The 13,985-nt window shown below is 64.8% G+C and carries 11 protein-coding genes; 7 read left to right on the forward strand and 4 right to left on the reverse strand.

All coding sequences use genetic code 11. From position 1 onward, the window contains the following. Positions 1–30: 30 nt before the first annotated feature. From lpdA to aceE, 3 genes are read right to left on the reverse strand one after another with little or no spacing between them, the layout of a single operon-like run. Positions 31–1,890, reverse strand: a complete 1,860-nt coding sequence (gene lpdA / locus ACFPAH_RS06000) for a dihydrolipoyl dehydrogenase (protein ID WP_379742115.1) — start codon at positions 1,888–1,890, stop codon at positions 31–33. Between the two features lie 12 nt (positions 1,891–1,902). Next, positions 1,903–3,324, reverse strand: a complete 1,422-nt coding sequence (aceF, locus tag ACFPAH_RS06005; RefSeq protein WP_379742118.1) for a dihydrolipoyllysine-residue acetyltransferase — start codon at positions 3,322–3,324, stop codon at positions 1,903–1,905. A 10-nt stretch (positions 3,325–3,334) separates the two neighbouring features. Further along, on the reverse strand, positions 3,335–6,028 hold the full coding sequence (gene aceE, locus ACFPAH_RS06010; RefSeq protein ID WP_379742121.1) for a pyruvate dehydrogenase (acetyl-transferring), homodimeric type: 2,694 nt from the start codon (positions 6,026–6,028) through the stop codon (positions 3,335–3,337). Positions 6,029–6,457: 429 nt separating this feature from the next. On the opposite strand from aceE, the gene folD reads away from it, so the two are divergent. The 5 genes from folD (at position 6,458) to ACFPAH_RS06035 (ending at position 11,764) form a co-directional block, all read left to right on the forward strand. Continuing rightward, the gene (gene folD, locus ACFPAH_RS06015) at positions 6,458–7,366 is read left to right on the forward strand and encodes a bifunctional methylenetetrahydrofolate dehydrogenase/methenyltetrahydrofolate cyclohydrolase FolD (RefSeq protein WP_379742124.1); all 909 of its coding nucleotides are present in this window, start codon (positions 6,458–6,460) and stop codon (positions 7,364–7,366) included. A gap of 17 nt (positions 7,367–7,383) precedes the next feature. After that, positions 7,384–9,468: a M3 family metallopeptidase gene (locus ACFPAH_RS06020; protein WP_379742127.1), complete on the forward strand. Its 2,085-nt coding sequence runs from the start codon at positions 7,384–7,386 to the stop codon at positions 9,466–9,468. Positions 9,469–9,570: 102 nt separating this feature from the next. Beyond that, positions 9,571–9,996 (forward strand): DNA polymerase III subunit chi, encoded by a 426-nt coding sequence (locus ACFPAH_RS06025; RefSeq protein WP_379742130.1) that lies wholly within the window; start codon positions 9,571–9,573, stop codon positions 9,994–9,996. Beyond that, positions 9,993–10,301: a hypothetical protein gene (locus tag ACFPAH_RS06030; protein WP_379742133.1), complete on the forward strand. Its 309-nt coding sequence runs from the start codon at positions 9,993–9,995 to the stop codon at positions 10,299–10,301. The genes ACFPAH_RS06025 and ACFPAH_RS06030 overlap by 4 nt, the downstream gene beginning before the upstream one ends. A 329-nt stretch (positions 10,302–10,630) precedes the next feature. Beyond that, a complete protein-coding gene (locus tag ACFPAH_RS06035) occupies positions 10,631–11,764 on the forward strand; it encodes a branched-chain amino acid ABC transporter substrate-binding protein (protein WP_379742136.1) in 1,134 nt (377 codons plus the stop codon). Between the two features lie 55 nt (positions 11,765–11,819). On the opposite strand, the gene ACFPAH_RS06040 is transcribed toward ACFPAH_RS06035, so the two are convergent. Beyond that, on the reverse strand, positions 11,820–12,128 hold the full coding sequence (locus tag ACFPAH_RS06040) for a c-type cytochrome (RefSeq protein ID WP_379742139.1): 309 nt from the start codon (positions 12,126–12,128) through the stop codon (positions 11,820–11,822). A 175-nt stretch (positions 12,129–12,303) separates the two neighbouring features. On the opposite strand from ACFPAH_RS06040, the gene ACFPAH_RS06045 reads away from it, so the two are divergent. Then, entirely contained in the window at positions 12,304–12,528 is a 225-nt protein-coding gene (locus tag ACFPAH_RS06045) for a TIGR04438 family Trp-rich protein (protein WP_379742142.1), read from the forward strand. Between the two features lie 159 nt (positions 12,529–12,687). Then, on the forward strand, positions 12,688–13,863 hold the full coding sequence (locus ACFPAH_RS06050; RefSeq protein WP_379742145.1) for a PAS domain-containing sensor histidine kinase: 1,176 nt from the start codon (positions 12,688–12,690) through the stop codon (positions 13,861–13,863). The last annotated feature ends 122 nt before the right edge of the window (positions 13,864–13,985 follow it).

Here is a 13,985-nt window from a genome sequence, read left to right on the forward strand (position 1 = left end):
CCTTTTTACGGGCTTGATGCGCTTACTGCATCAACGCTTGCGCGCCGGCGGCAAGTCGGTGCAGACGCCTTTGTAGACTTCCGCCGCCATGCCGATCGACTCGCCCAGGGTCGGGTGCGGGTGGATGGTCTTGCCGATGTCGACGCCGTCGGCGCCCATCTCGATCGCCAGTGCGATCTCGCCGATCATGTCGCCGGCATTCGTGCCGACGATGGTGCCGCCGATGATGCGCTTGGTCTCGGCGTCGAACAGCAGCTTGGTGAAGCCTTCGGCGCGGCCGTTGGCCACCGCGCGGCCCGAAGCGGCCCACGGGAAGTGGCCCTTCTCGACCTGGATGCCCTTCTGCTTGGCTTCGTCCTCGGTGAGGCCGGCCCACGCCACTTCCGGATCGGTGTAGGCCACCGATGGAATGACTTTCGCGTCAAAGAATGCCTTCTCGCCGTGGGCGGCTTCCGCCGCCACGTGGGCTTCATGGACCGCCTTGTGCGCCAGCATCGGCTGGCCGACCAGGTCGCCGATGGCGAAGATATGCGGCACGTTGGTGCGCATCTGGCCGTCGACGCCGATGAAGCCGCGGTCCGTCACTGCCACGCCGGCCTTGTCGGCCGCGATCTTCTTGCCGTTCGGGCTGCGGCCGACGGCGACCAGCACCAGGTCGTACAGCTGCGGTTCGGGAGCGGCCACGCCTGCCTCGGCCGACTCGAACGTCACCTTGATCCCTTCAGGGAGGGCTTCCACGCCGACGGTCTTGGTCTTCAACATGATGTTGTCGAAACGGTGGGCGTTGAACTTCTGCCAGACCTTGACGGCCTCGCGGTCCGCGCCCTGCATCAGGCCGTCCATCATCTCGACCACGTCGATGCGCGCACCCAGGGTCGAGTACACGGTTGCCATTTCCAGGCCGATGATGCCGCCGCCGATGACCAGCATCTTCTTCGGCACCTGGCGCAATTCCAGCGCCCCGGTCGAGTCGACGATGCGCGGATCTTCCGGCACGAACGGCAGTTTCACTACCGAGGAGCCGGCGGCGATGATCGCTTTCGCGAACTTCACCACTTTCTTCGCGCCGTCGGTGCCCGTGACTTCGATGTGGTTCGGACTCAAGAACTGGCCGACGCCCTGCACCACGGTGACTTTCCTCGCCTTGGCCATACCGGCCAGGCCGCCGGTCATGGTCTTGATGACCTTGTCCTTGTGGGCACGCAGCTTGTCGATGTCGACGCTTGGTGCGGCGAAGGAGACGCCGAGGTCGGCCATGTGCGCGGTCTCGTCCATGATGTGCGCCACGTGCAGCAGCGCCTTGGACGGGATGCAGCCCACGTTCAGGCAAACGCCGCCGAGCGTTGCGTACTTCTCGACGAGCACCGTGTTCATGCCGAGGTCGGCCGAACGGAAGGCGGCCGAATAGCCGCCGGGGCCGGCGCCCAGCACCATCATTTCGCACTCGATGTCGACCTGGCCGCTGTAGCTGGCAGCGCCTGGTGCCGGTACGGCGCCAGGGGCGGCGGCGTTGGCAGGATGGGCCGGCGCGTAGGAGTCGGTCGGACCCGCGGCGGCGGTCGGCGCAACAGCCTGCGCGCCGATCTGGGCGGCAGGTGCGGCTGCAGGTGCAGCAGCAGGTGCGGCAGCAGGAGCGGCAGCGCCCTCGCCCGCGCTTTCCTCGATCATCAAGAGCAGCGAACCTTCGTTCACCTTGTCGCCGACCGCGACCTTCATCTCCTTGACGACGCCGGCGTGGGTCGACGGAATCTCCATCGAGGCCTTGTCCGACTCCACGGTGACCAGCGACTGGTCGACCTTGATCGTGTCGCCGGGTTTGACCATCAGTTCGATGATCTCGACATCCTTGAAATCGCCGATGTTCGGGACTTTTACTTCAACAGTGCTCATTCTCGGCGCTCCTTACAGAAGGGTCTTGCGCAGGTCGGCCAGCACTTCGGCCAGGTAGGCGGCGAAGCGGGCGGCGCCGGCGCCATCGATCACGCGGTGATCGTAGGACAGCGACAGCGGCAGCATCAGGCGCGGCTGGAAGGCCGAGCCGTCCCATACCGGCTTCATGGCCGACTTCGACAGGCCGAGGATCGCCAGTTCCGGCGCATTGATGATCGGCGTGAAGGCCGTGCCGCCGATGCCGCCGAGCGACGAAATGGTAAACGTGGCGCCCTGCATGTTGGCCGGCGAGAGCTTGCCGTCGCGCGCCTGGCTCGAGAGTTCGCCCATCTCGGTGGCGATCTGCGACACGGTCTTCTTGTCGGCATCCTTGACGACCGGGACCACCAGGCCGTTCGGGGTGTCGGCGGCGAAGCCGATGTTGTAGTACTGCTTGAGGATCAGGTTGGCACCGTCTTCGCTCAGCGAGGCATTAAATTGCGGGAATTTCTTCAGCGCGGCGACCGATGCCTTGATGACGAAGGCCAGCATGGTCAGCTTCACGCTTGATTTCTGCTTGGCCAGCGCGGCGTTGGTATCGACGCGGAACTGCTCCAGGTCGGTCACGTCGGCTTCGTCGAACTGCGTCACGTGCGGGATCATGACCCAGTTGCGGTGCAGGTTCGGGCCGCTGATCTTCTTGATGCGCGACAGCGGCAGCAGCTCGGTCGGACCGAACTTCGAGAAGTCGAGCGACGGCCATGGCAGCAGGTCGAGGCCGACGCCGGTACCGCCGCCTTTTGCAGGCGCAGCGGCAGGCGCGGTCATCACGCCCTTGACGAAGTTCTGCACGTCTTGCTGGGTGATGCGGTTCTTCGGACCGGTGCCCGGCACGCGCGACAGGTCGACGCCGAGTTCGCGCGCGAACTTGCGGATCGACGGCGAGGCGTGGGCTTTCGAGCCGTTGGCGGCCACTTCGCCGGCCGGGGCGGCGGCAGGCGCCGGCGCAGGGGCTGGAGCCGCTGCAGGCGCAGGGGCAGCAGCAGCCGGTGCAGCAGCCGGTGCAGGCGCAGCGGCAGGCGCGGGTGCGGCTTGCGCTGCGGGCGCAGCTTCAGCGGCAGGCGCGGCGGCGGCGCCACCGGCTGCTTCCTCGACCATCAGCACCAGCGAACCTTCGGCAACCTTGTCGCCGACCTTGACCTTGATTTCCTTGACCACGCCCGCATGGCTGGACGGGATCTCCATGCTGGCCTTGTCCGACTCGACGGTCACCAGCGACTGGTCGACCTTGATCGTGTCGCCGACCTTGACCATCAATTCGATGACTTCGACTTCCTTGAAGTCGCCGATGTCCGGGACTTTGACTTCCACAATGCTCATAGTGTTAGCTCCGTTATTTTTTGTTTGGTCCGGTAGCGCCGCCGTTCCCGCGCCATGCGGCGGGAACGGCAGCACACCAGAGCATTTACTGGGTCACCGGGTTCGGCTTGTTGGCATCGATGCCGTACTTCTCGATGGCTTGCGCCACCACCGACATGTCGATCTTGCCTTCGTCGGCCAGCGCGCGCAGGGCGGCGACCGTGATGTAGTAACGGTTCACCTCGAAGAACTCGCGCAGCTTGACGCGCGAATCCGAGCGGCCGAAGCCGTCGGTGCCGAGCACTTTATAGGTGCGGTCCTTCGGCATGAAGCCGCGGATCTGCTCGGCGAACAGGCGCATGTAGTCGGTGGTCGCGATGATCGGGCCGGTCGTGTCCTGCATCAGCTGGGTCACGTAGGGCACACGCTGTTCAAGCGTCGGGTTGACCATGTTCCAGCGCTCGCAATCCTGGCCGTCACGGGCCAGCAGCGTCAGCGACGGCGCGGACCAGATGTCGGCCGCGATGTTCCAGTCGGACAGCAGCAGCTCGGCGGCGAAGATCGATTCGCGCAGGATGGTGCCGCAGCCGATCAGCTGGACGCGGTTCTGCGTTTCGCCACCCTTCTTGAGCAGGTACATGCCCTTCAGGATGCCCTCTTCCGTGCCCGGAACCAGGCCCGGCTGCTCGTAGTTCTCGTTCATGATGGTGATGTAATAGAACACGTCTTCCTGTTCTTGCACCATCCGGCGCAGGCCGTCCTGGATGATCACGGCCACTTCATGACCGAAGGTCGGGTCGTACGGCAGGCAGTTCGGGACCGTGGCCGCGATGATGTGGCTGTGGCCGTCTTCGTGCTGCAGGCCTTCGCCGTTGAGCGTCGTGCGGCCGGCGGTGCCGCCCATCAGGAAGCCGCGCGCACGGATGTCGCCCGCCAGCCAGACCAGGTCGCCCACGCGCTGCATGCCGAACATCGAGTAGAAGGTGTAGAACGGGATCATCGTGCGGTTGTTCGACGAGTACGAGGTCGCCGCGGCGATCCACGAGCTCATGCCGCCCGCTTCGTTGATGCCCTCTTGCAGGATCTGGCCGGCCTTGTCTTCGCGGTAGTACATGACCTGGTCCTTATCGACCGGCTCGTACAACTGGCCCTGCTGGTTGAAGATGCCGATCTGGCGGAACAGGCCTTCCATGCCGAAGGTACGCGACTCGTCGACCAGGATCGGCACGATGCGCTGGCCCAGGCTCTGGTCCTTCAAGAGGCTCGTCAGCACGCGCACATAGCTCTGCGTGGTCGAGATTTCGCGGCCCGGCGCGGTCGGCTCGAGCACGGCCTTGAAGGTCGACAGCGGCGGCACGACGAGTTCCTCGTCGGCCTTCTGGCGGCGCTGCGGCAGGTAGCCGCCGAGGGCCGCGCGGCGCTCGTGCAGGTACTTCATTTCCGGCGCATCGTCGGACGGCTTGAAGAACGGGATCTCGGCCAGCTTGTCGTCCGGGATCGGGATGTTGAAGCGGTCGCGCATTTCGCGGATCGCCTCGTCGTCGAGCTTCTTGGTCTGGTGCGCGGTGTTGCGCGCCTCGCCCGACTTGCCCATGCCGAAGCCCTTGACGGTCTTCACCAGCAGCACGGTCGGGGTGCCCTTGTTTTCCTGCGCGTTCTTGAAGGCCGCGTAGATCTTGTGCGGGTCATGGCCGCCGCGGGTCAGGCGCCAGATGTCGTCGTCGCTCATGTTGGCGACCATCTTGAGCAGCTCGGGATGCTTGCCGAAGAAGTGCTTGCGCACGTAGGCGCCGTCCTTGGCCTTGTAGTTCTGGTATTCGCCGTCGACGGTTTCCATCATCACGCGCTGCAGGATGCCGTCCTTGTCTTTCGACAGCAGGGAATCCCACTGCGAGCCCCAGATGACCTTGACGACGTTCCAGCCGGCGCCGCGGAAGTCCGCTTCCAGTTCCTGGATGATCTTGCCGTTGCCGCGCACCGGACCGTCCAGGCGCTGCAGGTTGCAGTTGACGACCATGACCAGGTTGTCGAGCTGCTCGCGCGCGGCCATGCCGATCGCGCCCATCGATTCCGGCTCGTCCATCTCGCCGTCGCCGCAGAAGACCCAGACCTTGCGGTTGGCGGTGTCGGCAATGCCACGTGCGTGCAGGTACTTCAGGAAGCGCGCCTGGTAGATCGCCATCAGCGGGCCCAGGCCCATCGAGACGGTCGGGAACTGCCAGAAGTCCGGCATCAGTTTCGGGTGCGGATACGAAGACAGGCCCTTGCCGTCGACTTCGCGGCGGAAGTTCAGCATCTGTTCTTCGGTGATGCGGCCCTCGAGGTAGGCGCGCGCGTAAATGCCGGGCGAGCTGTGGCCCTGGATGTAGAGCAGGTCGCCGCCGTGGGTGTCGGTCGGGGCGTGCCAGAAGTGGTTGAAGCCGGTGCCGAGCATGTTGGCCAGCGAGGCGAAGGACGAGATGTGGCCGCCCAGGTCGCCGTCGGCGCGGTTGGCCTTGACGACCATCGCCATCGCGTTCCAGCGCATCCACGAGCGCAGGCGCTCTTCGTATTCGAGGTTGCCCGGGCTGTTCACGTTCAGGTGGGCCGGGATCGTGTTGACGTAGGCGGTGTTGCTGGAGAACGGGATGTGGGCGCCACGGCGGCGCGCCAGGTCGACCAGGCGCTCCATCAGGTAGTGGGCGCGTTCGGTACCTTCGTGTTCGATAACCGCTTCCAGCGCGTCGAGCCATTCCTGGGTTTCGAGCGTGTCCGGGTCGTTGGCGGCCTGGGCCGTCAACTGATCGAGTTGAGCTGACATTGATGCGTCTCCTATGTGTGGTGCCCCACCCCGATCCCCAGATCGCCGGCGGCGGATTGTATTGAACAACTAAGCTGGAATTAACCCACGGGATTCTACCAGTGCCCTTATTCTTTTTCAAATTACGATATTTAATTTCATAATGTGGGATATCGTGTTTCGTAGGGTGGACGAGGGATAACACTCTGGGGGACTGTTATCCCGTCCACGCGTTCAACGCACGTATGCGAACCAGGGCACGATGTGCACATGCTGGTTGGACGCGTGGACGGCGGAGCCGTCCACCCTACGTCCCTCCGATATGCTTTGCGAATACGCTCTGTTGCCATGCCTGCCCCATCTGCAAATATGACAACGAACCACGGAGTGCGGCGCGCGATACCTGCGCGCGCCGTATAATTTCATCTTTGTCCAGTGATGAGCCTTCCCATGCCTGCCCAACTGATCGACGGTGTCCAACTCTCCCAGCAACTGCGTGCCGAAATCGCCGAGCGCGCGGCCAAACTTACCGCGGCCGGCCAGCAGCCGGGCCTGGCCGTGATCCTGGTCGGCGAAGACCCTGCCAGCCAGGTCTATGTGCGCAACAAGGTCAAGGCTTGCGGCGACGTCGGCTTTCATTCGGTGCTGGAAAAATACGATGCCGACCTCACCGAAGCGGCGCTGCTGGCCCGCATCGAAGCCCTGAACCAGGACCCGGCCATCCATGGCATCCTGGTGCAGATGCCGCTGCCGCGCCACATCAGCCCGAACAAGGTGATCGAGGCGATCGCGACAGCCAAGGACGTCGACGGCTACTCGGTGCTGTCGGCCGGCGAACTGGTCGCCAACCTGCCGGGTTTCCGCCCGTGCACGCCCTACGGCTGCATGAAACTGATCGAATCGACCGGCTACGACCTGCGCGGCAAGCATGCGGTCGTCATCGGGCGCTCGAACACGGTCGGCAAACCAATGGCCCTGCTGCTCTTGCAAGCCAACGCCACCGTGACCATATGCCATAGCGCGACCCCGGACCTGGGCGTCCATACGCGCCAGGCCGACGTCATCGTCGCCGCGGTCGGCCGCCGCAACACCGTCACGGCCGACATGGTGAAACCGGGCGCGGTCGTGATCGACGTCGGCATGAACCGCGACGACGCCGGCAAGCTCTGCGGCGACGTGGATTTCGCGGGCGTGCGCGAGGTCGCCTCGCACATCACCCCGGTGCCGGGCGGCGTCGGCCCGATGACGATCACGATGCTGCTGATGAATACGGTCGAGTCCGCGGAACGCGTGCTCGGCAAGAACCAGGAAAGGCTTGCGCCGCCCGCCGGGATGATCCCGGCCCCGGGCACTGCTTAACTTTTGGAAGGAACACCATGAGCATTGACACCAGTAATCCCCTCCTTGATTTTTCAGGCCTGCCGCGTTTCGACCTGTTCCGCCCGGAACACGTCACGCCGGCCATCGAACAGCTGATCAAGGAGGCCAGCGACGTGGTCGCGTCCCTCGAGGCGCCGAGCGACAAGGTCACCTGGGACAATTTCGTGGTGCCGCTCGAGGAAGCGACCGAGCGCCTGGGCCGTGCCTGGGGCATCGTCAACCACCTGAACCACGTGGCCGACACGCCCGAGCTGCGCGCGGTCTACAACGAAAACCAGCCGAAGGTGACCGAGTTCTGGACCACGCTGGGCCAGAACGAAGTGCTGTTCGACAAGTACAAGGCCATCCGCGCCGGCGCCGATTACGAGCAACTCTCGCCGGCCCGCAAGCGCATCGTCGAAAACGCCCTGCGCGACTTCCGCCTGGGCGGCGCCGAATTGCCGGCCGACAAAAAGGAACGCTTCGCCGCGATCCAGGAACAGCACGCCGCCACCTCGACGCGCTTCTCGGAAAACGTGCTCGACGCCACCAACGACTACAAGCTGCTGGTCGAGGACGAGTCGGAACTGGCCGGCCTGCCGGACGACGCGAAAGCCGCCGCCCGCGCCGCCGCGGAGGCCGCCGGCAAGAACGGCTGGCAGTTCACGCTGCACTTCCCCTCTTACTTCCCGCTGCTGCAGTTCGCCCACAGCCGGAAACTGCGCGAAACGATCTACCGCGCCAGCGCCACCAAGGCTTCGGAAATGGGCAGCGTCTTTTCCGAACTGGACAAGTGGGACAATACGGGCAACATCGCGACCCTGCTAAAACTGCGCGACGAGGAAGCCAAGCTGCTCGACTACCGCAACTTCGCCGAAGTGTCGCTGGTGCCGAAGATGGCCGAGAGCCCGGAACACGTCATCCATTTCCTGGAAGACCTGGCACAGCGCGCCCGCCCCTACGCCGAGAAAGACCTGGCCGAGCTGCGCGCCTTTGCCAAGGACGAGCTCGGGATCGAGGACTTGCAGGCCTGGGACGTGGCCTATGCCTCGGAAAAGCTGCGCGAAAAGCGCTATGCCTTCTCGGCCCAGGAAGTGAAGGAATACTTCCCGGAGCCGAAGGTCATCGAAGGCCTGTTCAAGGTCGTGCAGTCGCTGTTCTCGGTACAGATCCAGCCGGACGACGCGCCGGTCTGGCATCCGGACGTGCGCTTCTACCGCATCGAGCGCGACGGCGAACTGGTCGGCCAGTTCTATTTCGACCTGTATGCGCGCGCCGGCAAGGGGCAAGGGGCCTGGATGGATGACGCGCGCGGGCGCCGCCTGACGACGGGCGGCATCGTCCAAACGCCCGTCGCCTATCTGACTTGCAACTTCACGCCGCCGGCGCTTGTGGACGGGAAACTGCAGCCGTCCCTGTTCACCCACGACGAGGTGACGACCCTGTTCCACGAATTCGGCCACGGCCTGCATCACATGCTGACCGAAGTCGAGGAGCTGTCGGTGTCGGGCATCTCGGGTGTCGAATGGGATGCGGTCGAGCTGCCCTCGCAGTTCATGGAAAACTTCTGCTGGGAGTGGGATGTGCTGCAAGGCATGACCGCCCACGTGAAGACCGGCGAACCGCTGCCGCGCGCGCTCTACGACAAGATGTTGGCCGCGAAAAACTTCCAGTCCGGCATGCAGACCCTGCGCCAGGTCGAGTTCTCGCTGATCGACATGCACCTGCACTACGATTTCGACCCGGGCAGCGAGCGCACCGTGCAGCAATTGATCGACGACGTACGCAGCAAGTTCTCGGTGATGATCCCGCCGTCCTTCAACCGCTTCCAACACTCGTTCGGCCACATCTTCGCCGGCGGCTACGCGGCCGGCTACTACAGCTACAAGTGGGCCGAGGTGCTGTCGGCGGACGCCTATGCGGCGTTTGAAGAAGCGGTCGAAGCCGGCGGCGGCGAACTGTCGCTTGAAACCGGCCGGCGCTTCCAGCGCGAGATCCTAGCGATGGGCGGCTCGCGCCCGGCGCTCGAATCGTTCAAGGCCTTCCGCGGCCGCGAACCCTCGATCGACGCCCTGTTGCGCCATAGCGGCATGAACGGCTGATCCCGGCCATCCTGCCGATCCGAATCCCGGCGAGGTACTTAACCCGCCGGGATTTGTTTTTCCGCTTTACCCAACGGCAGCGCGCCGGTTTACAATCGCCCCATGACCCGGATCGACTTCCACACCAATATTCCCGACAAGCTCGTCTACGCCTGCCGCCTGACGCGCAAGGCCTATGCGGCCGGGGCGAAGATCGTGCTGCTGGCCGAGGACGAGGCCCAGGCCGCGGCCCTCAACGACGCCCTGTGGACCCTGTCCGACACCGACTTCCTGCCGCACGTGCTGGCCGGCGATCCGCTGGCGCCGCAGACCCCGATCATCGTCACCAGCAGCGAAGAGGCGTCCCTGCCCCACCACGACATGCTGGTCAACCTGACGCGCCGCGTCCCTGGCGGCTTCGACCGCTTCGCGCGGGTATTCGAGATCATCTCGACCAGCGAGGACGACGCGGCCGCCGGGCGCCAGCGCTACGTTGCCTACAAGAAGCAGTCCTATCCCCTCACCCACTTCGTCGCAGGACAGTCATGAACCAGAATCCGGCATTTGACAGCAGCATTCCCGTGTTGACTGAAGTGGTGCTGGAGCCGCCGGTCGAAGCGGCGCCGGTTGAATTGGCGGCCGCCGAGCCGGCGCCGGCCCCGCAGGCTGTCCCCGAGCCCGACTGGGATGCCCTCGAGCTGCGCATCGTCGAACGCATCGTCGCGCAGTTGCAGCCGCAGCTCGACGCCGTGGTGCGCAACGCCCTCGCCTCGGCCGGCGACCAGATCCACATCGGCCTGCGCCAGACGATCGAGCAGATGGTGGCGCAGCAGATCGCATCCGTGCAACGGTAGGCGCAGGCGCCAACGTTCGTTGTTCCGAGAACGATGCGTAGACGTAGGGTGGACGGCTATACCCAGGTATACGCTGACCTGCTGCCTGGATGCCGTCCACGCGTTCAACCACAACGGGAAACCTCGCGACGGCTCACCTGCTGGTTGAACGCGTGGGCGGCGCCCAGGTAGCGGGCCGGCGTACACTCGGGTATAGCCGTCCACCCTACGGTCCCGCGCTTTTCGCTTTCCCTGCCAAAAAAATTGTTGTACCTTTCCCCTGCAATAAATCGCAATCGGCGCACGCCGGCGGTGCGGGCGATCGCCTTCCTCATTCGAAGGGAGTCAGCATGACCATCAAGCCCGTTTTGCTTGCCGCGCTGGCCTGCCTGGCCGGCGCCGCCCAGGCCCAGCAGATCGTGAAAATCGGCCACGTCGCCCCGCTGTCCGGCCCCAGTGCCCACCTCGGCAAGGATAACGAGAACGCCGCCCGCATGGCGGTCGACGAGCTCAATGCCAAGGGTTTTACACTCAACGGCCAGAAGGTCACGCTGCAGCTGCTGCTGGAAGACGATGCCTCCGACCCGAAACAGGGCACGGCGGTGGCGCAGAAGCTGGTCGACGCCAAGGTGAAAGGCGTGATCGGCCACTTAAACTCCGGCACCACGGTGCCCGCCTCGAAGATCTACAACGACGCCGGCATCCCGCAGATTTCGCCGGCCACGACCGCCACCCAGTACACGAAGCAGCGCTTCCCCGGCGCGTTCCGGGTGGTGGCGAACGACGCCAAGCTGGGCGGCACGCTCGGCAAGTACGCGATCGACACCCTGAAGGTCAAGAACATCGCCGTCATCGACGACCGCACCACCTATGGCCAGGGCGTCGCCGCCGAGTTCCTGAAAGGCGCCAAGGGGCCGGGCGTGCGCATCGTCGGCAAGGAGTTCACCAGCGCCACGGCGACCGATTTCACGGCGATCCTGACCTCGATCCGCGGCAAGAAGCCCGACCTGATTTTTTTCGGGGGGATGGATTCGGTGGGCGGCCCGATGCTCAAGCAGATCAAGGCGCTCGGCATCGACGCCCGGTTCATGGGCGGCGACGGCATCTGCACCGAGTCGCTGGCGCGCCTGGCCGGGGAGGCCGTCGGCGAGGGCAAGGTCATCTGCGCCGAAGCGGGCGGCGTGGCCGGCCCCGAGCAGGAAAAGGCCATGGCCGACTTCCGCGCCCGCTTCCGCCAGAAGACCGGGCGCGACGTGCAGTTGTATGCGCCCTATGTGTACGACGCGGTGATGGTGATGGCGGCGGCAATGCAGGCGGCCAACTCGGCCGAGCCGATGAAATACCTGCCCGAGCTGAAGAAAATCCGCTACCAGGGCGTCACCGGCCCGATCGCCTTCGACGCCTCCGGCGACATCCAGAACGGCGCGCTGACCCTGTACACCTACAAGGGCGGCAAGCGCACCCGGATCGACGTCATCCGCTGATCAAAAAAAAAGCGCGCCGGCTGCTGCGGGCGCGCTTTCTTTGAGGCTTTCGAGCTTACTTGGTCTCGAGGATCCATTTCACCAGGCTGCGCGCATCCGCTTCGCTGACCTGCGGGTTGGCCGGCATCGGCACCGGCCCCCAGGCGCCCGAGCCGCCCTTCATGACTTTCGCGACCAGCTTGTCTTCCGCGCCTTTCTGGCCGGCGTACTTGGCGGCCACGTCCTTGTAGGCAGGGCCGACCACCTTGTTCGACACGGCATGGCAGGCCATGCAATTCTTCGCTTTTGCGAGGTCGGCCTGCGCGAACGCACTCGAGGATGCGAGAACCGACAAGACACCGCACAAGATCAGGGACCGTTTCATCTGACTTCTCCAAAAGTAATGATGGCATTCTACCGCGTTTCCAACGAGTGAATGCCGCCCAGTCACACTCTGTAACGCCGCTTACGTTTACTGGTTGCGGCATTGCCACTTAAAGGCGTTATTTTGCCACAGAGCATTAAAACCTTTGTAAGATGGCCGGGTTTTGGAGGAAAACATGCCCTTGATCCTGTTGATCGCCGCCCTGGTGGCGCTGCGTTTTTTCGAAGTCTGGCGCTTCGCCGCGTTGTCCTGGTGGTGGATCGTCGGCCTGATGGCCTTCGCGTTCGTCTGGTTCGAATACATCGAGAAGATGCTCGGCTGGGACAAGAAAAAGGCGCACGACGAAGACGGGCTGCGGCGCCGGGCGCGCGTCAGGAATACCTTCGACAAGAAAAAATAAGCTCCCTCTGCCATCCCTCGCCCCGGTTTCGTCCGGCGGCTCAAGCGTAAGTACCCGCCTCGTCCACTCAAGCTAGAATGGGGAAGCCCCGCGTCGGCGCCGCCTCTTCGGCCGAGCGCACGCCCCGCCGGCGGGACCGACCAGCACACGAGGAGATTCATGGCACAAGGGCCGAACAGTCACTGGAGCGCCGAACAGGCTGCCGCTTTCACCGAGCTGATGCTGGGCGAAACGCGGCAGTACGGCGTCATGTTCTACGAGCATGACTACCGCATCAGCGGCTGGAACGAAGGCGCCGCCTACCTCACCGGCTGGCACGCCGACGAGGTGATCGGCCAGCGCACGGCGATGCTGTTCGTCCCCGAAGACCGCGAACGCAAGATCGACGAGCACGAGGCGAACACGGCCCGCATCGTCGGCGTGGCCGAGGACGAACGCTGGCACATGCGCAAGGACGGCTCGCGCCTGTGGTCGAGCGGGGTGTCGATCCTGCTGCCTGGCGGCGCGGACGGGCTGCCTCGCTTCGTCAAGATCTTCCGCGACGCGACCCACCTGCGCGCGCGCATGAAATACCTGGAGAACGTGCTGCACGACTGCAGCGTCCAGGAAAACGAAAAGAACGTCTTCATCGGCACCATCGCCCACGAAATGCGCAATCCGCTCGCGCCCCTGAAGACCGGCCTGGAACTGATGAAGCGCCTGCCGGGCGGCGACCCGCGCCAGGTCCAGCCGCTCCAGATCATGGAGCGCCAGATCGGCTTCCTCGAGCGCCTGGTCGAGGACCTGGTCGACCTGACCCGGGTCCAGACCGGCAAGATGAGCATCGCCTACGAGCGGGTGCAGCTGCAGGACTGCGTGCTCGAGGCCATCGACAGCTGCCGCACGGCGGCGCAGGCGAAACGCCAGGCGCTCATCCCCGTGCTGCCGCCGCTGCCGATCGAGGTCGAGGTCGACGCGCGGCGCCTGCTGCAGGTCTTCGTCAACCTGCTCAACAACGCCGTCAAGTACACGCCCGAGGACGGCAGGATCTGGGTAACGGCCACCGCCGACCAGACCCATTTCGTCTGCAATATCAAGGACAACGGCCAGGGCATCAGCCCCGAGCTGCTGCCGCGCATTTTCGACGTTTTCACCCAGGCCCACGGCACTGCCGCCGGGCGCGGGGCGGGACTCGGGATCGGCCTGGCCGTGGTGCGCGAGATCGTGTCGCTGCACCAGGGAACCGTCGAGGTGCGCAGCGAAGGCCCGGGCCGGGGCAGCGAATTTGCCGTGCGCATTCCGCTGCGGCGCCCGCACGGGTCGGCGCCGGAACCGCTGCCGGTACCGGGCAACTGATCGCAGGGTGGTCGGCTCCGCCCGGCGATATGCATGTCCGCTGCGTTGGCGCCGCCCACGCGTTCAACCACCGGGTGAAACATCGCAGCAGATCACACGACGGTTGAACGCGTGGACGGCGG

The organism is Massilia sp. GCM10023247, from assembly GCF_042653325.1.
Lineage (GTDB): Bacteria > Pseudomonadota > Gammaproteobacteria > Burkholderiales > Burkholderiaceae_D > Telluria.

Coding starts and splice junctions, on each gene's coding strand:
- lpdA (WP_379742115.1), bottom strand. CDS start 1,890: ATGAGCACTGTTGAAGTAAAAGTCCCGAACATCGGCGATTTCAAGGAT.
- aceE (WP_379742121.1), bottom strand. CDS start 6,028: ATGTCAGCTCAACTCGATCAGTTGACGGCCCAGGCCGCCAACGACCCG.
- folD (WP_379742124.1), top strand. CDS start 6,458: ATGCCTGCCCAACTGATCGACGGTGTCCAACTCTCCCAGCAACTGCGT.
- ACFPAH_RS06020 (WP_379742127.1), top strand. CDS start 7,384: ATGAGCATTGACACCAGTAATCCCCTCCTTGATTTTTCAGGCCTGCCG.
- ACFPAH_RS06025 (WP_379742130.1), top strand. CDS start 9,571: ATGACCCGGATCGACTTCCACACCAATATTCCCGACAAGCTCGTCTAC.
- ACFPAH_RS06030 (WP_379742133.1), top strand. CDS start 9,993: ATGAACCAGAATCCGGCATTTGACAGCAGCATTCCCGTGTTGACTGAA.
- ACFPAH_RS06035 (WP_379742136.1), top strand. CDS start 10,631: ATGACCATCAAGCCCGTTTTGCTTGCCGCGCTGGCCTGCCTGGCCGGC.
- ACFPAH_RS06040 (WP_379742139.1), bottom strand. CDS start 12,128: ATGAAACGGTCCCTGATCTTGTGCGGTGTCTTGTCGGTTCTCGCATCC.
- ACFPAH_RS06045 (WP_379742142.1), top strand. CDS start 12,304: ATGCCCTTGATCCTGTTGATCGCCGCCCTGGTGGCGCTGCGTTTTTTC.
- ACFPAH_RS06050 (WP_379742145.1), top strand. CDS start 12,688: ATGGCACAAGGGCCGAACAGTCACTGGAGCGCCGAACAGGCTGCCGCT.